This is a genomic window from Brumimicrobium sp. (assembly GCF_048268645.1).
Lineage (GTDB): Bacteria > Bacteroidota > Bacteroidia > Flavobacteriales_D > Crocinitomicaceae > Brumimicrobium > Brumimicrobium ulvae.
The window spans coordinates 60,305-81,546 of the sequence record NZ_JBLWVE010000012.1 but is presented as its reverse complement, the minus strand read 5'-3'; the positions used below and the strand labels follow the sequence as shown (position 1 = coordinate 81,546).

Genomic DNA, 21,242 nt, shown 5'->3' with positions numbered 1-21,242 from the left:
CTTGTAATCTTCAGTTAAGGCTGAGTTGTGGTTTTCCGCCATTTAATATTACAACCCATACTAGGCTTTTGGTCTTTCCGCTGTGGGTTGTTGTTCAAAATATTATCTAAAGCCTCGCGAAGGTCACGCCCGTTTACTGGAATACCATTCCCAGGTCTGGAGTTGTCTAACTGTCCGCGATAAACAAGCTTTAGTTCAGCGTCAAAAAGATAGAAATCGGGAGTGCAGGCAGCATCGTAGGCTTTTGCTACTTCTTGAGTTTTATCATATAAGTACGGAAATGGATACCCAACACGTTGCGCGGTTCGCCACATTTCGATTGGGCTATCTTCTGGATACTTTTCAACATCATTGCTGCTAATGGCTACAAATCCAAAACCTGTAACTCTATAATCATTACAGATGCGCACTATTTCATCATTCACGTGTTTAACAAAAGGGCAGTGATTGCAGATAAACATTACTACAGTTCCTTTTTCACCGCGGACGTCCTTTAAGGAAACCGTATTCAAGCTAACTGCATCTAGCAAAGTGAAATCAGGTGCAATAGTATTTAAAGGAAGCATTGTGGATTCAGTATCGGCCATTTTTAAATATAATTTTGATTTTAAATTACGGTTTAAAGTTACAAATTTTGAATGGTTAATATGAGGTTGATTCGTAAGCATATAAACTTTTCTAAGTCTTCATGCCATATTTATTTGTGCTAAATAAAATTTAAATCTTTGCTAGTGAAGAATAACTCTATTAACTTTAAAAATTAAATCAATTATTATGAAAAATTCTTATTCATCACTTTCGGTGGCAATCGAAGATTTACAAAATAAAGGTTATTCTGAAGATTTCAATCTTATAGCCGATGGAATTGAGTCAAAATCCTTAAAAAAAGAGTGGAAGGCAGGCGAATTAGAGGTCGTTAAATTCTACCGTTTTGAAGGAATGACCGATCCTGGAGATAACACAATTCTATATTTAATAGAAACCCAAGACGGAAGAAAAGGATTGCTTGTTGATGCTTATGGTGCAGAACGCGGTGCGATTTCCTCAAAAATGATTCAAAAACTTTCTATTAGACACGATGAATAATCTCTCTTGGGAAGATTTTGAAAAAGTAGAAATGCGGGTCGGCACTATTTTAGAAGTCAATGATTTTCCTGAAGCCCGAAACCCGTCCTTTCAACTCCTAATAGACTTCGGAAGTGAGATAGGGCGTCGCAAAACATCTGCACAGATTACTTCACTTTATTCAAAGGAAGAATTGATAGGCAAACAAGTTATTGCTGTTGTGAATTTTCCTAAAAAACAAATAGCCAATTTTATGAGCGAATGCCTGGTTTTGGGTGCCGTAGATGGAAAAGACGTTACACTCCTGCAGCCAAGTAAGGATGTTGTTAATGGATTGCGGGTTTTATAGGTTTCTTATTGTTAATTCGCTCACTAATTTCTTTAATTAAATGCTAAGAGTTTAATTTATTAATACATTGTTTATTTGGTTTAAATCTCTTTCTACCAATGAGATAGGAGGTGTGAGCAATATAAAAAAACCGTTTACAAATTTTATGCAAACGGTTTTTTATTATTTATAGAATAGATCTATTTCTTTTCAATCCATTTTCTTGCATTAACTAAGGCTTCAACCCAAGGAGAAACTTTGTCATCCTTTCTATCTTCTGGGTAGTATGCCCAGTTCCAAGGGAACGTAGAACGCTCTAAGTGAGGCATCATTACTAAATGGCGACCTGTTTTATCGGTCATCATTGCAGTGTTAAAATCACTTCCGTTTGGGTTTGATGGCAATTTATCATAACCGTATTTTGCAACAATATTGTAGTGGTTTTCCTCTTTTGGGAAACTGAATTTTCCTTCCCCGTGAGCCGACCAAATTCCTAATGTGCTTCCTGCCATTGAAGATAACATCACAGAATTATTCTCCTGAATTTTTACCGAAGTAAACACACATTCAAATTTATTGGTATCGTTATGAAGCATTTTTGGTTTTTCTTCATCTTCAGGATTAAGTAATCCTAACTCCACAAATAACTGGCATCCGTTACAAACACCTAAGGATAATGTATCGTCTTTAGCAAAGAAATTCTTTAATGCTTTATTCGCTTTTTCGTTGTAAAGGAAAGCTCCAGCCCAACCTTTAGCACTTCCTAAAACATCACTGTTACTAAATCCACCAACAGCAACTAAGAATTTTATATCCTCAAGATCTTCACGACCTTCAATAAGATCGGTCATATGCACATCTTTTACATCAAATCCTGCCAAGTGCATCATATAAGCCATTTCTCGCTCACTGTTACTTCCTTTTTCACGGATTACAGCTGCCTTGGGTCTCGACTGCGCTCCACCTGACATTGTCTCCTCGAGCGCAGTCGAGAGGTTGCCTGTGAAATTCTTTGGAAATTCGAAAGTTAATGGCTGATTTTTAAAATTGTCAAAACGTTCTTTAGCTAGTTCTGAACCGCTTTGATTTCGGTCTAATAAATATGAAGTTTCGTACCAAGCATCACGCATTTCAGGAATGCTGAATGAAAGTTCTTCACGGTTATTTTTAATAGCTAGTGTTTCATTAGTTGTAACAGTTCCAATTTTTTTGAAATCGATATTATTTTCAGATAGAAGTTTTTCAACTGAAGTATCTTCCGAAGCTTGAATTACAAGACCTGCGTTTTCAGCAAAAAGAACTTTTACCATATCACGTTCACCTAAGTTTGAAAGATCTAAATCTGCTCCAAGATTAACGTTGGCAAAGCACATTTCTAATAAAGTAGTTATCAATCCACCTGAAGCAACATCGTGTCCAGCAAGAATTTTACCTTCTTTAATGAGTTCTTGTAACGTATTGAAAACCGTTTTTACGTATTCGGCACTTTTTACATTTGGCGCTTCGTTTCCGATAGCGTTTAAAATTTGTCCAAAAGAAGATCCGCCTAGTTTAAAGTTGTCTTGAGAAACATTGATATAGTAAATACTACCACCACCGTTCTGAAGAACAGGCTCAACTACTTTTTGAATATCGTTACAGTTTCCGGCAGCAGAAATAATTACGGTTCCTGGAGAAATAACCTCTTCGTTTTTGTATTTCTGCTTCATTGAAAGTGAATCTTTTCCGGTTGGAACATTGATTCCTAAATCAATTGAAAAATCTGAAACAGCTTTAACAGCTTCGTATAGTCTTGCGTCTTCACCTTCGTTATTACAAGGCCACATCCAGTTGGCTGAAAGTGAAACACTTTTTAAACCATCTTTTAACGGAGCCCAAACAATATTGGTTAGAGATTCGGTAATAGCATTGCGCGATCCTGCAGCAGGGTCTATTAAGGCTGTTAGCGGAGAATGCCCAATAGAAGTGGCTACGCCCTCTTTACCTTGATAATCTAAAGCCATTACACCACAGTTGTTTAATGGTAATTGTAATTGCCCTACGGTTTGTTGTTTTGCAACACGACCCGTTACACAACGGTCAACTTTGTTGGTAAGCCAATCTTTACAAGCTACAGCTTCTAATTGTAGCACTTGTGTAACGTATTCCTTTATTTTTGAAGCTTCGTAAACAGAGTTTTTATAGTTTCTATTTACGGTTTTGTCTTTCATTATTGTTTTTGGTGAGCTACCAAACATATCTTCAAGAGCAAAATCCATAGGTTTTTTGCCGTCTTTGTTTTCAAAACAGAAACGTTGGTCGCCTGTAACTTTCCCTACTTCGTACATAGGAGAACGTTCGCGGTCTGCAACTCTTTTAAGGTTTTGAATGTCTTTTTCACCAATAACTAAGCCCATTCGCTCCTGGCTTTCATTCCCCATTATTTCTTTGTCGGATAGGGTAGGGTCGCCAATAGGAAGTTTGCTTATTTCTATACGTCCTCCAGTTTCTTCAACTAACTCACTTAAACAGTTTAAGTGTCCACCTGCACCGTGATCGTGAATAGAAACAATTGGGTTGTGGTCGCTTTCTACCATTGCTCGAATGGCATTGGCAGCGCGTTTTTGCATTTCTGGGTTACTACGTTGAATTGCGTTAAGTTCAATTCCGCTGCTAAATTCACCAGTATCTGCCGATGAAACTGCAGCACCACCCATTCCGATTCGGTAGTTATCACCACCTAAAATTACAATATTATCACCTTCTTGAGGCTTGTCTTTTATAGCTTGACTTGCTTTTCCGTAACCGATACCACCAGCAAGCATAATCACTTTATCGAAACCTAATTTACGGGCGTCTTCTTCGTGTTCGAAAGTAAGAACAGATCCAGCGATTAATGGCTGACCGAATTTGTTTCCAAAATCGGAAGCTCCATTACTAGCTTTAATTAAAATATCTAAAGGCGTTTGGTAAAGCCAATCGCGTTCTTTCATTCCTTTTTCCCAAGGTCTGTTCTGAGCGGAGTCGAAGGGCTCTTTGTTTAATCGTGAATATGAAGTCATATAAACCGCTGTTCCAGCAAGCGGTAAAGAACCTTTTCCTCCTGCCAAACGATCGCGAATTTCACCTCCACTACCAGTTGCAGCACCGTTAAAAGGCTCTACTGTAGTTGGGAAGTTGTGCGTTTCAGCTTTTAATGAAATCACACTGTCGAAATCTTTTTCTTCGTACCAATCTGGCTTATCTGCGCTTTTTGGAGCCCATTGTTTTACCTTAGGTCCTTTTATAAAAGCTACGTTATCTTTATATGCCGAAACAATATCGTTCGGGTTTTCTGATGAGGTCTTTTTAATAAGTTTGAATAGGGAAGAAGGCATTTCTTTTCCATCTATTTCAAAAACACCGTTGAAAATTTTATGACGGCAATGCTCACTATTTACTTGGCTGAAACCAAAAACCTCACTATCGGTAAGCTTTCTACCTATCTTTTTTGATAAGTTTTCTAGGTATTCAACTTCTTCAGCATTTAGCGCTAACCCTTCTTTTTCATTGTATTCAGAAATATTTTCAATTTCTAAAATTGGTTCAGGTTGCACGTTAATATCAAAAAGCTCTTGATTTAGTTCCTGAAATTTTTGAGAAATCATAGGGTCGAAAGCCTCTTTTACAACTGAACTGTTGTGAAATTCCTCTATGCGAATTACGCCTTCAATCCCCATATTTTGAGTGATTTCAACGGCATTAGTACTCCAAGGCGTAATCATAGCTGCGCGAGGACCAATAAAAAAATCCGACGTGTTTGTGGACAGGACGGATTCCTCTAACTTAGCCTGATTGCCAAAAAGCCATTCCAGCTTTTTAGTATTTTCTTCTGAAATATTTGCGTGGGTTTGAACGGCAAATACGGTGTTTTCGGTATTCCCAAAAAAGTGAATCATCCTGAACTTTCTTTAAATATTATTGAGCTGCAAAGGTAACTTATTTCGTGTAAAATATGATAGTGTGTTTACGAGGTTGTTAGAAGGATTTTAGCTTAATGAAAACCTTCCTTTTTATCTTGTTTAAAAATAATGCCGAAGATTAAAACGCAATCTCATTTACAATATTTAAATTGTTATACAGTAGTTCACGTTTCTAGTCTTGGTTCGCGCCTCAACGGTGGGCAGACTTGGTTCTTGTAGCGCAGCGGCGGTTGCTGATCGAAGCCGAAATATCTTGTTGCTTTCTTTGGAAAACACTGAAAATCTTTAAATAAAAAAAAAGCGAATCCAGATGGACCCGCTTTTGGTTGTATTAGAAAATAATAAGGTTACTATTGAACCATAATCTTTTTAACAACACGCTTTTCAGAAGCTATAAGTTCTACTAAGTACATTCCAGAATCTAAGTTAGAAACGTCGATACTTTTTTCAGAAGAATTGAAGGTATTGTGCATTACTTTTCTTCCTGAAATGTCATATACAGCATAGGTTTCAACAGGAGAAGAAGTATTGTCGCTTACCCAAACAACGTCCGTAGTTGGATTTGGATACACACTAATATAGTCTGCGGCAAAATCCTGCACTCCAATCATGTTCCAACGGTCTTCGGCTACTGGACCTCCCCAGATTATAGTTGCTAAGTATGGGTTGTCAATAAATGGATTTCTGTTTCCGTAAACATTTTCCAAATAAGGGTTTCTTTGGTCTTCAAATTCACTTACAGGATCTTCCACGTTCCACTGCAGATAAATTTGAAGCATATCGTTTCCGCTTTGCAAACTACCCATTCCATTTAGGGAAGGTTTGCATCTGTCTCCGTAACGGGTGTACATATACATCATTATTCTAGCTACATCGCCTTTCCACTCGTCTCCTGGATAAAAGCCACCAGAAGAAGGTCCTGCAGTTCCTGAACCAGCGGCCATTTTTAAATTACCGCGGTTGTTATTCATACGTTGATCTGATGGGCGTAGGTTTTGAGGGTCGGCGATAATTCCGGTAGAGCCTGTCATGGCTGGATTTGCATTCGATCTAGCAAAAGTGTGCTCGCGGTTGTATTCGCAATTACCACCTCCAAAATTATTTTTATTACGGGTTCTGTCTGTAACACAATTTCCATCGTTGTCGTTATACCCATAAATTAGAAGTACGTTATTGCTATTGTTAGGATCTTTGTCAGTTATTTTCATAGTGTCCTTATTATCCCCATAATTGAAGGAAGAACTTGCATTGTCAATTTTATTCTGAAGTTCATAGTATAGGTCTTGACCAGTAAGTGTAAGGTCTACATCATTATAATATGGTTGTTGGGCGAATACAACTTGTATGCTAGCCAAAAAAAGTAGGGTAAATAATTTTCTCATCTTGAATTGATATTTGTTTTTAATGCGCCAGAAGGTCTGTCCAATTTATCTTTTGGCTTTGATTTTTGAAATTAAAGTGAAGGTAGCCTCGTTTGAAAGTAATAATTAGACTATTCTTTCTTCGACTTTTCTTTTTTCTGAAGCAAAGAAATATAAAATCCATCAAAACCACTTTTACTTGGCAGTATTTTTTCTTCTTTTAACAAAGAAAAATCTTTTCCTTCCTCTCTAGCTAAAAATGCTTTGACTTGCATTTCATTTTCAGAAGGCAGGATAGAACAGGTGGCATATACAAGTTCGCCTCCGGGTTTTACCATACGGGAATAGGAGTTAAGCAACTCTTTTTGAGTAGCGCGGATAGAATCTAAAAACTCAGGTTGTAGTTTCCATTTGGCGTCGGGATTTCTTTTTAAAACCCCTAATCCTGAACAAGGAGCATCGATTAATACTTTGTCTGCTTTTTCAATAAGCTTTTTTATAACCTTAGTTGAATCTATAACGCGGGTTTCGATGTTAAAAACATCGTTTCTTCTTGCGCGACGTTTCAATTCGATTAACTTGCTATCATAGATGTCCATTGCAATCAACTGCCCTTTATTTTCCATCATTGAGGCAATGTGCAAACTTTTTCCACCAGCTCCAGCGCAAGCATCAACAATGCGCATACCAGGTTTTGCATCTAGAATTTCTGCCACTTTTTGTGATGAAGCATCCTGAACTTCAAACAATCCATTTTTAAAAGCATCGGTAGTAAATACATTTGTACGCTCCTTTAGCTTTAATGCATACGGATATCCAGGTAATGTCTCGGTTTCAATTTCGAGATCGGCCAATTCATTTTGAAGGTTTTCAACGGTAGTTTTTAAAGTATTTACACGCAAAACAACATCTGCTTGTTGGTTTAAGGCTGCAATTTCCTTGTCCCATTTTTTTCCAAGTTCTTGTTCTCCTAGTTCATCCAACCAATCAGGAAGCGATTCACGATACTTTCTAATTTTTGATAATTCGTCAAACTTACCTTTAATTCGACGGGTAGGGGTGTCTTCAAATTGTTTCCAATCTGGAATTTTTATGCCGTTTAAAGTGGCCCAAACAGTAAATAGTCGAAATAAATTAGGACGACTAAATGGCTCGCGAACCTCTGCAATTTCAGCATACAATCGTTTCCACCTCACTATGTCGTAAGTGGTTTCGGCAATAAACCCTCTATCGCGTGAGCCCCATCGCTTGTCTCGCTTTAGGGTGTTTTTAAGTACTTTGTCGGCTTGTTTATTCTCATTGAAAATAAGATCAAGCGAATCTATTGTTGCGAAAACGAGATTTCGGTGTAGTTTCATTCTAGGTGTTTTTTACCGCAATAAGATTTAAAATTATTGCGGGCATGTTTTTTAAAGTGTTCGTTCTATTGAAAACTTTAGCAAATGCAAAGGTATCTTTTTGAAACTGAATTCTAAACTGAACTTCAATACAAATTTCAACCTTTGTAGTAAAGTTAAAATAGGTGCATCAAGCTATAATTTGTTTTAACCAGCCTGTTTAAAGTAACTGAGTGAATTTCAACTTATACAGTTAAAGTTGAATTTTTACGCCAAGTAATACTTCGTTTCCAATCGTCTATTTTAGGTCGCTGAGTGAAAATTAACAACACAGTAAAGTTAAAATTTGCCTGCTAAGCTATATTTTATTTAAAATGAGTGATTTAAGGTAGCTGAGTGAATTTCAACTTACGTAGTTAAAGTTGAAATTTGTACCGAAGCTTATTACTTTTGGCAAAAAATGAAAATATGCGTTTTATCATTGCGATTGCTGTCGTATTGGCTTTTGTTTCTTGTACTAATAAAGCCGAAATTGAAATTAATTCAGTAAAAATTACTCCTGTATTTATGGACAGTTTAAGCATTCGGGCAATTCATCCTCTCGATGAAAACCGAGTGTGGTTTGCTGCAAACAAAGGAAAAGTGGGGTTAATAGATGGCGATACTCCAAAGTTAGCTGTAATTAAATATGCCGATTCGTTATTGCATTTTCGGTCTATTGCGGCTACAAGTGAAGCTGTGTTTGTATTGAGTATTGCCAATCCTGCAGTTTTATATAAAATTGGTTTTAATGGCTCTGAGGCTACAAATATTGAAGAGGTATATAATGAGATAGGCCCAGAAGTTTTCTACGACTCGATGAAATTCTGGAATGATGATGAAGGAATTGCAGTTGGAGATTTAATAGGAGATTGTTTGTCGGTAATTGTTACCAGAGATGGTGGGAATTCATGGGAAAAGCTTCCGTGTGAAATGCTACCAAAGGTTGAAAAAGGAGAGGTTGCCTTTGCGGCAAGTAACTCTAATATTGCAATATATGGTGACAACGCGTGGGTCGCAACAGGTGGTAAAAAATCGAGAGTAATGCACACCGCAGACAGAGGAAAAACCTGGAAAGTTTACGATACTCCTATCGTTAGCGGAAAAGCAATGACGGGGATTTTCAGTGTTGATTTTAGAGACGAAAACAATGGAATTGTAATTGGAGGTAATTGGGAGAAAAAAACTGATAATGAAAAGAACAAAGCTATCACGACCAATGGTGGCAAGTCTTGGAAATTAATAGCCGATGGCGAGGAACCTGGGTATAAGTCTTCAGTAAAATACATTCCAGGCACAGCAGGGCAGGGGATAGTTGCTGTTGGATCTCCCGGAATTTCGTTTAGTGGAGATGGTGGTAAAAGCTGGAAAGAACTTTCAAAAGAAGCATTTTTCGCCATTGAATTTGTAAACGATAGTGTTGCTTTCGCTTCTGGAAACAATAGAATTGCTAAGCTACTTTTTAAATAATCAGAAATGATAATTCAAAATAAGGAAGCTTTTTTTGTATTCTAAATTGCGATGACAATTGATTTCATCAAAGCTTGGTGAGGTGATATATTTGAAAAAAGTGAATTTTATGCACGCTTCTAAATGATTGGTCAGCACCATTTGCTTGGCTGAGTACACTTATTTAGTCATCCTATATCTGTGATAGGAATGATAGTTAGTGATTATGAGTTTATTTGTTTTTATTATCCTGCAAACTTTATAAGTTCAATTCAGTTGATAACTACTTCAGATGCTTGTTTTGAATAGGGGGAATAAGTTGTCTAGCTAAAAAGCATAAATTCTTAATTCTTGTTCGCGATGCCTTAGAACTTTATTTTAAACCGCAATTTAACTCAAAATTAAGGTCAATAAGAAGAATGCTTTTAAAATTGTTCTCAAATTAACTGAGGTTTATCTATCCAAAAATCGAATGTTGAGGCTTTTGATTTTTCAGAGAATATAAAATTATTAACAATACTCCGTGTGTGTTTTGGGTCCAATTAAAAATTAATAGGTAGAATCTTTATTTTATTTCATAAGCCTGAAAGTAAAATAAAGATTTTTTGAGGTAACTTTCTTAGTGTATGGATAAAATTTTCAAAATCTGTTAAAAACACACGCGGGGTTATCTGTGTTATTTTATTTTAATTCAATCTAGTAAAACATTGTGAGTCCGTTTAGAATTTTTTAACTTCACGCCTTTATTATTAACCAAAACAATTCATAATGATTAAAAAAATTACCTTTTTATTTTTAGCGTTACTGATTTCCACGTTTTCGTGGCAAGGAATGGCGCAAGTTTCCATTGGGGAACAAGACGGGACGACCTCTACCATACCAATTGCTGGGTGTTGGGGGTATTCATACACGCAGCAAATAGTATATTCAAGCGAGATTAACGCCTCTGGAGATATTACTTCTATCTCTTTTTACTATACAAGCGGTGGATTTGATAACAGTTTAGATTGGGATATCTATTTAGGTCATTCAACTCAAACAACATTTGCTTCTACTACTGATTGGGTTGACGCTTCAGGACTTGAACAAGTTTATTCAGGTACAGTAACATATCCAGCTGCAGGAAATTGGATGACAATAACATTCGATACTCCATTTAGTTATAACGGAACAGACCACTTAGTTGTAGCTGTTCATGAAAATATGCCAGGATATACTTGTTCTGCTAATTTCGCAAAAACTGAAACTATTACAGGGACTAACAGAGGAATGACGTATAGAAGTGATACAACGAACCCTGACCCAACATCTCCTCCTTCAGCTTCTACTAGAGTAGATTATATCAATACTATGATCTTGGGAGGTATCCAACAATCATGTCCAAGTCCAACTGAAGTTGCTGCTTCTGCAATAACTCAAACTACAGCCGATGTTAACTGGACAGCTGGTGCTACTGAAACTTCGTGGAATCTAACTTGGGGATTAGCAGACTACATTCCTGGTGATGGTAATGAAATCGGTCAGGCTACTGTAAGTACGACTTCATACCAAGTAATGGGGTTAACACCAAACACTAGTTACAGAGTTTATGTTCAAGCAGATTGTGGTGGAGAAGAAAGTGCCTGGATAGGCTATTCATTTAAAACTGCTTGTGGTGTTGTTGACACTATGGTCGAAAACTTTGATTCGTACGGTACAGGAAGCATTGTTCCAGATTGTTGGGAAAGAATAGTTCCAGCTGCATCCGCAGGAAGTCAGACTATATCTTCAACTTCTCCAGCTTCAGGAACTCGAAATATTTATCAATATACTAGTGCTACATCGAATTCAATTATTGTAGCATTGCCAGAATTTTCTAATATAGACGCAGGTACTCACCGTTTAAAGCTTTCTGCAAGAGTAGGCTCAGGTTCTGGTGCTTTATTAGTAGGTTATGTTACGGATGTTACTGATTATGATAGCTTTACTTTAATTCAAGAAGTAAGCATTACTAACACTTCGTATGCTACAAATTCTGAATATTCAGTGGTTGTTCCTAATACAGTTCCTGCTGGGGCTAGATTGGGTATTAAAAGTGCAGCCAATGGAACTAGTCACTATTGGGATGACGTTTATTGGGAAGTAGTACCTTCTTGTATGGCACCATCTACTCTTGCCGCTACAGGTGTTACTGATTCTACAGTAGACATCGATTGGATGGCTGGTAATACTGAAACTTCCTGGAATGTTTCTTGGGGTGCTACTGGTTATACTCCTGGCGATGCAGACGAAGTTGGAACTGCAGTTGCTACAGCGACAAACTTTCAAATAACTGGCTTAACCGCTGAAACTGCATATGATGTCTATGTTCAAGCAGATTGCGGAGCTGGAGACTTAAGTCTGTGGACTGGACCTTTAGGTGTTTACACTGGATATTGTATTCCTACTAATACTGGAGACTCTGGTTATATTGAAAGTGTTACTATAACAGGAGATTCTGGAGCTGATATTAGCAACTTAGATTCAGGAGCTGGAATAACAGGATCTGGATATAGTGATTTCAGTGCTCAAACTGTAGTCGTTACTCCAGAGGAAACCATTAGCTACACTGTAGCATTAGAAAGTGGAGAAACTGCAGGTTTGAAAATCTGGATAGATTGGAACAATGATCTCACATTTGACGAGACAACTGAAATGGTTTACCAATCTACTAGTTACAGCGGAAACTATACTGGCTCACTTACAATGCCAGTAGGTGCAACTGGAAACTATAGAATGAGAATCGGATCTTCTTATACACCAAGTTCTGGACCTGCTAACGCTTGTGCCCATACAGGACAGGGAGAATATGAGGATTATACAATTAATATTGCTACGCTTGATACGTGTACGGAAGCCGTTGCAGGAACAGTTGTAGGTGAAACAGAAATGGAAGTTTGTGCCTTGGCACCTTTCAGCATGACTGTTACAGGAAATTCTGAGCCAGCTGATGGTTTAACCAGAACGTGGCAATCTTCTCCTGCAGGATCAGGAACTTGGACAGATTTAGGTGTAGCTTCTTCAACAATTACCATTGCTGGTATTGATGTAGCAACAGATTATCGTTACCACGTAGAGTGTACTAACGGAGATATGGATGATTCTGAAATTATTGAGGTAACTTTAAACCCAAATCCATCTGATTGCTATTGTATTCCAGAAGGAACTAACTCTGCTCGTTATATCGATAACTTCTCAACTACAGGAGGGATCGAAAACATTTCTAACCTTGGCAGTGGTTACGCTCCAAATGGATATGGTGACTTCACAGCAATGACGGTTGAAGGAAACCCAGGAGATGAAATTAGCTTTACAGTTGATGTTTTAGGTGGTACTGCTGGATTTAGAATCTGGGTAGATTGGAATATGGATGGTGTATTTGATACTACTGAAGAAGTAGTTTATAACTCTACATCCTATTCAGCTCAACATATGGGGTCGTTTACTATCCCAATGGATGCAGCTTCAGGAGATACAAGAATGAGAGTTGTTAGCCATTGGCTTGATCCTGAAGGAGACATTGACCCTTGTGAGACAGGTTTTACCTATGGTGAATTTGAAGACTATACACTGAGTGTGCCTGGAGCTAGCGGACCTTTCCCAAGCCCATATTGTGATATAGCCGATGCAGGTGATGTATGGGTAGAAGAAATCACTAGTATAGATGTTGATGCAACAAACGTTATAACAAACACGAACACAACAGATCCATTAGTAGACCACACCGATGTTATAGTAGATTTCACAGCTGGTCAAACATATAATCTTTCAGTTGAAGGAAATACGTATGGCGATTTTGAAACAAATATCGTAGCGTTTATCGATTGGAACCAAAATGATATGCTAGATGATGCAGGCGAAATTTATGAGCTTGGAACTTTAGCCAATTCTGATGGAGCCGATGGTATTTCTGTGAATATGGACATTCTAGTGCCTGCAGATGCTGTTCTTGGAGAAACTCGTATCAGAATTACAAAAACATATTTTGATGATCTTTCTCTTCCAATTGTAACCCCTTGTGGAATTCAGTTTGACCCATTTGGCCAAGGTGTTGAAGCAGGATACGGTCAAGCAATAGACTTTACATTAAACATCCTTGAAGGAAGTACAGACGATTGTACTGGTACTCCTGACGGTGGTCTAGCAACTGCAAATCCAGAAAGCGGTGAGGCTAACTCAGCTTATACAGTTTCAGCTACAGGATTTACATCTGCAAACGGAATTACTTACCAATGGCAATCAAATACAGATGCTGCTGGATGGGTAAATGAAGGAGCTTCTTCAACTACTTATGCCGACTTTATGGCTACTGCACCTGCTACTAGCGGAGTTGTTGTAGAATGGAGACTGGAAGTAACTTGTGGACCTTCAGCAGAATCTTCATATTCTTCTGTTGCAACATTTACAACTATTGAACCTTCTATATACTGTATTCCAGTATTGGATTGTACTGATAATGATGCCATAACAAATGTTACTTTCCAGGAAATTGACAATACTACTACTTGTAGTCCAAGTGGATATGGTGACTATACAGCAATGGTTGCCACAGTTCAATCTGGCGGAACATTCCCAATGTCTGTAACCGTAGGTGATGGATGGAACGTTGAGTCAGCATCTGTTTGGATTGATTTCGACAACAGTGGAACTTTTGATGAAAACGAATTCTTCTATATTGGAACAGGAAGCGGTGAGGTTTTAACTGAAAACATTGCTATTCCTGCAGATGCAGCAGATGGTGACTACAGAATGAGAGTTCGTGTTGCTGCAGTACCTGGCGATGCAGCTACTTGGGATTTAGCTTGTGATGAAGATCAAGGCTATGGAGAAACCGAAGACTACACCGTTACTGTTACTAGTGCGGCTGGATATTGTATCCCAATGTTAGATTGCTCTGACGATGATAGTATTACAAATGTTACTTTCGAAGGGATTGATAACACTACAACTTGTAGCGTAGATGGATACGGTGATTATACTGCAATGGCAGCTACCGTTCAATCTGGTGGAACATTCCCAATTTCTGTTAGCGTAGGCGGCGGATGGGATGTTGAATCAGTTTCTGTATGGATTGATTTCGACAACAGTCAAACTTTTGATGAAAATGAATTCTTCTTCATCGGAACTGGATCTGCTGAAGCATTAACTGGAGATATCGCTATTCCTACAGGTTTAGCAAACGGTGACTATAGAATGAGAGTTCGTGTTGCTGCAGTACCTGGTGATTCAGCTACTTGGGATCTAGCGTGTGATGAAGATCAAGGATATGGAGAAACTGAAGACTACACTGTTACTGTTGATGGTACAGTTGGTGTTGAAGATTTCTCAAACCTAAACTTCTCATATTATCCAAACCCAATGTCTGAAGTGCTTTACGTTACAGCTAATCAGAACATCGAGTCTGTTTCAGCTTACAACGTATTGGGTCAGCAAGTATTGAATACCAATCAATTTGCTGATGGTAAAGTAGATGTTTCTTCTTTACCTACCGGAACATTCATTTTCCGTGTAACTTTTGAAGGTGGACTTGAAGAGAACTTCAAGGTTGTAAAAGAGTAGTACGTTTTAAAACTCTAAATACTAATTAATAATAGCCGTCTCATTTGAGGCGGCTATTTTTTTTCGCTTCGCTTTCTTTCAATATCAAATAGTTGGAGCTTAATGTGAAGGAGCGAAGAACTATTAGTATTCTGAATAAATGCAATTTAATTAAAGCAAGAGGAATCTGTACGAAACAAAACCGTAGATACCTATGGGAAAGAAGGATATTGAAGTAAGGAAATATCACCTTCGAAAAGAGCAGGAAGATGTTTCTTAAAACTGGATGAATGGTTTTCGGAAAGCGATAGTTTGAAAAGACCGATACTTAAACCAGCAAACTATAAGCTCTACTGTATATATTTTTAGCGTACACCGATAATTTGGTTAAAACTCGTGATTCCCCAATCAATGACTAAAGTCTTAGAGTAGATTTAAATATCAGAAAATTACCTGGAATTTAATACTTATAAATGGTGCTAAACCTCTGCGTCTAATACATTTGTTACCACGTGATATCTCGGGTCTTCGACAGAATCTTCTATTATCGTCTCAAACTCTGGATTCCATTTTAAAAGAAGTGCTTTACAATCTGGACTAAGGTGTGTCAGTTTTATTTGCTTCCCACTATCGATATACTTATTTGCTATATTTCGAACGGCTTCCACACCCGAATGATCAGATATTCTAGATTCAATAAAATCTATCTCGATTGATTCTGGATCGGAAGAAACACTAAACTTGCTGTTAAATGCTGTTGTAGAGCCAAAAAATAAGGGCCCCCAGATTTCATAAACCTTGGTGCCGTCTTCTTTAATTCTTTTTCTAGCTCGAATTCGTGTTGCGCTTTTCCAAGCAAATACAAGGGCACTCATTATTACACCCACAAGTACCGCAATAGCCAAATCTTGCCATACAGTAACTACCGAAACCGTAATTAAAACGATAGCATCTGCAACAGGGATTTTATGTAGAATTCTAAAACTACTCCAAGCAAATGTGCCAATTACAACCATAAACATAACCCCAACTAATGCTGCAATTGGTATTTGCTCAATCAATGGAGCGCCAAACAGTACGAAGCATAAAAGAGCAATTGCTGCCGTTGCGCCCGAGAGTCTTCCGCGTCCGCCAGAGCTTACGTTAATAATAGATTGACCAATCATAGCACAACCTCCCATACCTCCAAAAAAGCCATTTAAGATATTTGCGCTTCCTTGAGCCACACATTCGCGATTCCCGCTTCCACGAGTTTCAGTCATTTCATCTATTAAATTTAATGTCATTAACGACTCAATAAGGCCAACCGCTGCAAGTAAAAATGCTGTTGATAGTATTAGATCCCAATGCCCACTAATTGTATCTATAAATCCAAAAAGCTGGGTTTGAAATACAGGAAGAGAACCCTTTAAGCCACTCCCGCCACCATCGCGTATAAACGATCCAACAGTGCTAACATCTAGGTTGCCGAAAATAGTAATAGAAGCAACTACGACAATCGCAATTAAAGCTGCTGGTAATTTTTTTGTAAGTTTAGGAAGTCCGAACATAATAGCCATCGTTAATCCTACAAGGCCTAACATAACCCATAAATCCATACCGCTTAGCCATTGTGGAACAGTGCCACGACTTTCCTTAAAAAGCCCCAATTGCGAAAGGAATATAACTATTGCCAAGCCATTTACAAACCCCATCATTACGGGATGTGGGATGAGTCGTACAAATTTTCCTAATTTAAATACCCCAGCCATAATTTGAATAGCTCCCACAAACAGTAGTGTTATAAAAAGCCATTGTAAACCGAGATACTCAACAGGAGAATCTAACGATAGCCCAACTTCATTCCCTTTTTGGATTAAATGAACCATAACTACAGCCATCGCTCCAGTTGCTCCAGAAATCATTCCGGGCCGCCCACCAAACAAGGCGGTAACAATCCCCATAATAAAAGCGCCATATAACCCGACCAAAGGGTCAACTCCTGCAACAAATGAAAAAGCTACAGCTTCAGGGACTAATGCAAGTGCAACAGTAAGTCCCGAAAGAATATCATTTTTTGGGTTTTGAGTGAAAGTTAATAGGTATTTTGCTAACATTTTTGGTTTTTTAAGGGCGGCAAAGATAGTGTTTTTGAAAATAGCCCTAAACCTCTTTTTTGAAAGTTAGCGATATAGTTATTTTAAGAAGATGCAAAGATGCGGATCAATCATAGATAAGCCATAGATAAGCCATAGATAAGTCATTAAAAGCCATTAAAAAAGCGACTGTTAAAATTTACTGTAATTATGTAAATTACGCCTATGCAACTAAAGTTTAACCCCTGTTATAAAAGGCTAGATTAATAACGTGTTTGAGCTACTTAACTTAAAAAAACTTTCCTTTTCATCTTCCTTTTCTTCAGAAACAAAACCAATAGATTCAATGGTGTTTTATCTAAAAATCTTAAACTATTATTTAAACCATTTATATTTTTGGATTAGACGCTTGGTTCTTAAAGTTAGGCGGTGGTTGCTGGGCAAGTCAAAGTTTCTTGTTTCTATCCACGGACATTATCGATTGCTTATTCAGAAATTCTTTTACTTCTATTTCTTTCCTTGCGTTCTTATATTAAAACTTGGAGCTTCATAATCTTTCGGTAAATAATTAGCAGGGATTGTAGTCGAATTTCCATCGCGGGCAGCTCGGTAATGTGGCGACAGAATTTCAATTCCACGTTCATTAAATACATCTTGAATGTTTTGACGCAAATCGGAATAAATACTTCCTTGTTTATTAGCTTCACGAACATAGGCATGAACCTCATAGGCTACATAAAAATCTTCGAGTCCGGTTTGAAACACAAACGGATTTGGTTCTTTTAAAATAAGTTCAGTGCGTAAAGCAGCGTCTATTAACGCCGTGTGTACGTCTTTCCAAGGAACATCATAACCAATAGTAACTGTTGTATGTACTATCAATCCTTTTTCAGGGGCATCGCTACTGTAATTTATGGTGTGGCTATTCATTACTGTAGAATTTGGGATGGATATAATTTCATTAAACGGAGTTCTAACTCGTGTAACCAATGCAGATTTCTCAATTACATCGCCAGTAACATCACCGATTTTTACACGATCGCCAATGGTAAACAATCGCATATAAGTAAGAACCAAACCTGCAATAACGTTCGATAAAGAACCTGCAGAGCCAAAAGTGAACAGAAAACCTAAAAATACAGACACTCCTTTAAAAATAGGAGAGTCACTCCCTGGTAAATAAGGCCATAGGACTACAAACATGAAGGCTAATAAAAGAATTCGAACTATTTGATATGTCGGTTCTGCCCAATCGGGATAAAACCCGTTAAGCTGGAGGTTACCTTGTGCAATTTCGTCTTTTAAGAATCGTATTGCGCGAAGTACATAGCGATAGACTACTATGATAACTATAATTGTAATTAAATTTGGCAGGTAGTTCCAAAACGAGAGTAAGATGTTTTTTAACGGATCTAAAACATACCCAAAAAGAGTTGCGGCAAAATGTTGTGTCCAAGGGAAAATACCAAAAAGAATAGGTAGGGCAATATAAATAGCTACAACTATCGTAAACCATTTTACGGCATTATTTAACAACAACAGCACACTTATCTGCCTCTTTGCATCAAATAAGGTGTAGTTTTTAATTTGAACTCCTTTAATTTTTTTATTTTCTTGAGATTGTATCTTTAATGCTGTCCAAGCGAATAATTTTGAAATATATTTAACAAGAGCCGCAATAATAAGAAGCACTAAAATAGCCAAACCTATTTTCATTGCTAGGTTTAAATAATTAGTTTCTTCTTTATATTCAATTACTTCGGCATTAATAATAGCCACGTACTCTTTGGCTAATTCTTCCTTTGTAGTATTATTCCAAAGTGCATCCGATTCATTAATACTCATTATAATGGATTCGCCTTGAAGTATATCAAAGGTGGTTTCAGCATTTTCTATTTTAAGAGAATTAACATCAAAATCAATCGTGCTTCCTAGTTTTTCAATTCTTTTATTTACAGCTTCGGCGCGCTCTTTTGGTGAAAAACTACCAGATTTAGAATACAACAGAAATAGCGTGTCTCCAAAAAAACCAGTAACAGGATAGCCTTTTGTTACTTTTTTTAATGAGTCTATACGCGCTCTTTTTTCTGAAATCCGTGAGTTTTCTTTCTCATTAATAGCAATTAGCTGTGCCTGCAGTTCTTCTTTCTTTAAATTATCGGTCGTTTTTAGAGCGTTTAATTGCTGTTCTAACGCGACTTTTTGCACAGAATCTGCAATACGTTGTTTCTCTATTTCGAGAAGTCGTTTATTATAACTTTCCAGCAATGCAATATTTACCGAATCTTTTTTAACGGCTGTAGTGTCTTCTTGAGAAAAACCTATGCCCGATAAACAAGCAATTGCAAGAATTGTGATTATAATTTTAGTTCGCATCATATTGCTCAAATTTGTGGCTAAAGTAATTAAAAAGTCGTCTACTTTTTACTTCGTCCAATTTCTTTAAAAATCTTCCAAGAACCAAACTTTAATATAGTTGTGGCGCATAATAAACCAGAAAGCATGGCTCCAGCAACACCTACTATCGTTATATCTTGACCAGTTAAATAGAGTCCTTTTAGCTTTGTTTTTGGTCTAAGAAAAGGGAGTTTAAATCTTTCTGTAGCATGTGCCAACCCGTATATTTCACCGCTTTTATAACTTGTGAAATTCGCTGTTGAAAGCGGTGTAGAAACTTCGGAAGCAATGATTGTTCCTTCAATTTGGGGAAAAAATTTGAATAGCACTTTTAGCATTTCTTCTTCAAATTCTTTTTTAAGCGTTAGATATGTCTTGCCACGTTTCATCCAGTTTGTGTTTTTATAGGCTTCAAACCACTCCATTTTTCCAATAGTAATAGCTTGAATGGTAGATGTGTTAGGATTAACAATATCCCAGTTAGGGTCTTTTGCTGAAGGAAATGAAATATATGCGAAGTTTTTTGGCGCGTTTTGGAGCGTAGCTTCATGAAAAATCTCGTCTATATTTTGGTTCTTGTAATACCAGAAATTATGTTTAGGTAGATTTAACGCATCACTCGATTTATTTAATCCTAAATATAGACAAATATGGGCGCTTGCAGGTTTTACATTCTTTAGGTTAAAATTACAAATGTTTCGATCTGTTTCGGAAAGTAGGCTGTTAAAGGTATTGTTTACGCCAATATTACTAATTACACTCTTGCAAGAAATAAACTTTTCTCCAATTTGTATTCCTTGAACTTGTTTGTTTTTGGTAACAATTTTTGTAACATCGGCATTTATATAAATGGTTCCGCCGTTTGCTGTAAATACCTCCAACGTTTTTTCGCATATTTGGTCTGCGCCTCCAACAGGGTAGTAACCGCCTTCTAAAAAATGACCAATTACCATGGCATGAACTCCAAAACTGCTTTCTTGTGGCGATAGGCCGTAGTTGCCGCATTGGGCGCATAGAACAGCGATTAATCGTTCGTTTTTTGTGATTTCACTTAGAACCTCGTACGTAGTTTTTTGGGTGTATTTGGCATATCTTTTTCTAAATATCCAACCAACCGAATTGCTTAGCCAACGCTCAAACACCTTTTCAAAAAAGAAGGCACTTCCGCGTTTGTTTGCTTTTTCAATTAGTTCTAAATATTTGTCAATTGCTTTTTCTTCATTTGGAAAATAGCTAATAAATTGTTTTCTGAAGTTTTCTTTACCAGCTTTAAAAATATATTCGGTGCCGTCAATATTTGCAACATCGTATATGTCGCCCATGCTTTCCCAAGCTAATTTTCCATCTGTCAAAAAATCGAAAAACCCTCGCAATGAGCCATCTTTCGCCATATTACCAACATAATGTACTCCAACATCCCATTGAAAGCCGTCTTTTCTTTTAAAACTGTGTGTAAAACCACCAGGTACATAATGCTTTTCGAAAATAGCAACTTTTTTTCCAGCTTTGGCAAGCCAAGTAGCGACTGTTAGTCCGCCCACTCCGCTACCAATAACTATATGATCCAGGCCTGAAAAGTTCAGGTCTCTTTTAAAAGGTTTGCAAAGTTTCTTTGACATACTGTAAGCGTACGAATAATAATTTCGAAGGTGTAAAATATAAAAAGTATTTATAGCGACCTTTAAATTTAGAAA

General features: G+C 37.4%; 11 protein-coding genes. 4 read left to right on the top strand and 7 right to left on the bottom strand.

Translation table 11 applies throughout. The annotated features are described in order from the left end of the window. Positions 1 to 14: 14 nt before the first annotated feature. Positions 15 to 587, bottom strand: a complete 573-nt coding sequence (locus tag ACN0U3_RS10460; protein WP_073219073.1) for a thioredoxin family protein — start codon at positions 585 to 587, stop codon at positions 15 to 17. A 187-nt stretch (positions 588 to 774) separates the two neighbouring features. On the opposite strand from ACN0U3_RS10460, the gene ACN0U3_RS10455 reads away from it, so the two are divergent. Continuing rightward, positions 775 to 1,086, top strand: a complete 312-nt coding sequence (locus ACN0U3_RS10455; RefSeq protein ID WP_073219049.1) for a phosphoribosylpyrophosphate synthetase — start codon at positions 775 to 777, stop codon at positions 1,084 to 1,086. Beyond that, a complete protein-coding gene (locus ACN0U3_RS10450; RefSeq protein WP_073219046.1) occupies positions 1,079 to 1,414 on the top strand; it encodes a tRNA-binding protein in 336 nt (111 codons plus the stop codon). The genes ACN0U3_RS10455 and ACN0U3_RS10450 overlap by 8 nt, the downstream gene beginning before the upstream one ends. 179 nt (positions 1,415 to 1,593) lie before the next feature. Here ACN0U3_RS10450 and purL read toward each other — a convergent pair whose 3' ends face one another. The 3 genes from purL to ACN0U3_RS10435 form a co-directional block, all read right to left on the bottom strand. Beyond that, a complete protein-coding gene (gene purL, locus ACN0U3_RS10445; protein WP_417266177.1) occupies positions 1,594 to 5,310 on the bottom strand; it encodes a phosphoribosylformylglycinamidine synthase in 3,717 nt (1,238 codons plus the stop codon). Positions 5,311 to 5,684: 374 nt separating this feature from the next. Continuing rightward, positions 5,685 to 6,716 carry an endonuclease gene (locus ACN0U3_RS10440; protein ID WP_417266176.1) on the bottom strand — a complete coding sequence of 344 codons (1,032 nt, stop codon included), beginning with the start codon at positions 6,714 to 6,716 and terminating at the stop codon, positions 5,685 to 5,687. A 110-nt stretch (positions 6,717 to 6,826) separates the two neighbouring features. Continuing rightward, on the bottom strand, positions 6,827 to 8,053 hold the full coding sequence (locus ACN0U3_RS10435) for an RsmB/NOP family class I SAM-dependent RNA methyltransferase (protein WP_073219038.1): 1,227 nt from the start codon (positions 8,051 to 8,053) through the stop codon (positions 6,827 to 6,829). A gap of 447 nt (positions 8,054 to 8,500) precedes the next feature. Here ACN0U3_RS10435 and ACN0U3_RS10430 point away from each other — a divergent pair, with 447 nt between their 5' ends. Together ACN0U3_RS10430 and ACN0U3_RS10425 are read left to right on the top strand one after the other, a co-directional pair. Further along, positions 8,501 to 9,541, top strand: coding sequence for a WD40/YVTN/BNR-like repeat-containing protein (locus tag ACN0U3_RS10430; RefSeq protein WP_417266175.1), 1,041 nt, complete (start codon positions 8,501 to 8,503; stop codon positions 9,539 to 9,541). Between the two features lie 747 nt (positions 9,542 to 10,288). Then, positions 10,289 to 15,097: a GEVED domain-containing protein gene (locus ACN0U3_RS10425; RefSeq protein WP_417266174.1), complete on the top strand. Its 4,809-nt coding sequence runs from the start codon at positions 10,289 to 10,291 to the stop codon at positions 15,095 to 15,097. Positions 15,098 to 15,555: 458 nt separating this feature from the next. On the opposite strand, the gene ACN0U3_RS10420 is transcribed toward ACN0U3_RS10425, so the two are convergent. From ACN0U3_RS10420 to ACN0U3_RS10410, 3 genes are all read right to left on the bottom strand, one after another. Then, complete coding sequence (locus tag ACN0U3_RS10420) at positions 15,556 to 17,172, bottom strand: SulP family inorganic anion transporter (RefSeq protein WP_417266173.1); 1,617 nt, start codon at positions 17,170 to 17,172, stop codon at positions 15,556 to 15,558. A gap of 486 nt (positions 17,173 to 17,658) precedes the next feature. Beyond that, positions 17,659 to 19,530 (bottom strand): mechanosensitive ion channel family protein, encoded by a 1,872-nt coding sequence (locus ACN0U3_RS10415; protein WP_073219026.1) that lies wholly within the window; start codon positions 19,528 to 19,530, stop codon positions 17,659 to 17,661. Between the two features lie 38 nt (positions 19,531 to 19,568). After that, positions 19,569 to 21,167, bottom strand: a complete 1,599-nt coding sequence (locus ACN0U3_RS10410) for a phytoene desaturase family protein (protein WP_417266172.1) — start codon at positions 21,165 to 21,167, stop codon at positions 19,569 to 19,571. Positions 21,168 to 21,242 lie beyond the last annotated feature (75 nt).

What these genes read in the sequence shown, in the direction of transcription:
- ACN0U3_RS10460 (WP_073219073.1), bottom strand. Translation starts at nt 587, where the DNA reads ATGGCCGATACTGAATCCACAATGCTTCCTTTAAATACTATTGCACCT.
- ACN0U3_RS10455 (WP_073219049.1), top strand. Translation starts at nt 775, where the DNA reads ATGAAAAATTCTTATTCATCACTTTCGGTGGCAATCGAAGATTTACAA.
- ACN0U3_RS10450 (WP_073219046.1), top strand. Translation starts at nt 1,079, where the DNA reads ATGAATAATCTCTCTTGGGAAGATTTTGAAAAAGTAGAAATGCGGGTC.
- purL (WP_417266177.1), bottom strand. Translation starts at nt 5,310, where the DNA reads ATGATTCACTTTTTTGGGAATACCGAAAACACCGTATTTGCCGTTCAA.
- ACN0U3_RS10440 (WP_417266176.1), bottom strand. Translation starts at nt 6,716, where the DNA reads ATGAGAAAATTATTTACCCTACTTTTTTTGGCTAGCATACAAGTTGTA.
- ACN0U3_RS10435 (WP_073219038.1), bottom strand. Translation starts at nt 8,053, where the DNA reads ATGAAACTACACCGAAATCTCGTTTTCGCAACAATAGATTCGCTTGAT.
- ACN0U3_RS10430 (WP_417266175.1), top strand. Translation starts at nt 8,501, where the DNA reads ATGCGTTTTATCATTGCGATTGCTGTCGTATTGGCTTTTGTTTCTTGT.
- ACN0U3_RS10425 (WP_417266174.1), top strand. Translation starts at nt 10,289, where the DNA reads ATGATTAAAAAAATTACCTTTTTATTTTTAGCGTTACTGATTTCCACG.
- ACN0U3_RS10420 (WP_417266173.1), bottom strand. Translation starts at nt 17,172, where the DNA reads ATGTTAGCAAAATACCTATTAACTTTCACTCAAAACCCAAAAAATGAT.
- ACN0U3_RS10415 (WP_073219026.1), bottom strand. Translation starts at nt 19,530, where the DNA reads ATGATGCGAACTAAAATTATAATCACAATTCTTGCAATTGCTTGTTTA.
- ACN0U3_RS10410 (WP_417266172.1), bottom strand. Translation starts at nt 21,167, where the DNA reads ATGTCAAAGAAACTTTGCAAACCTTTTAAAAGAGACCTGAACTTTTCA.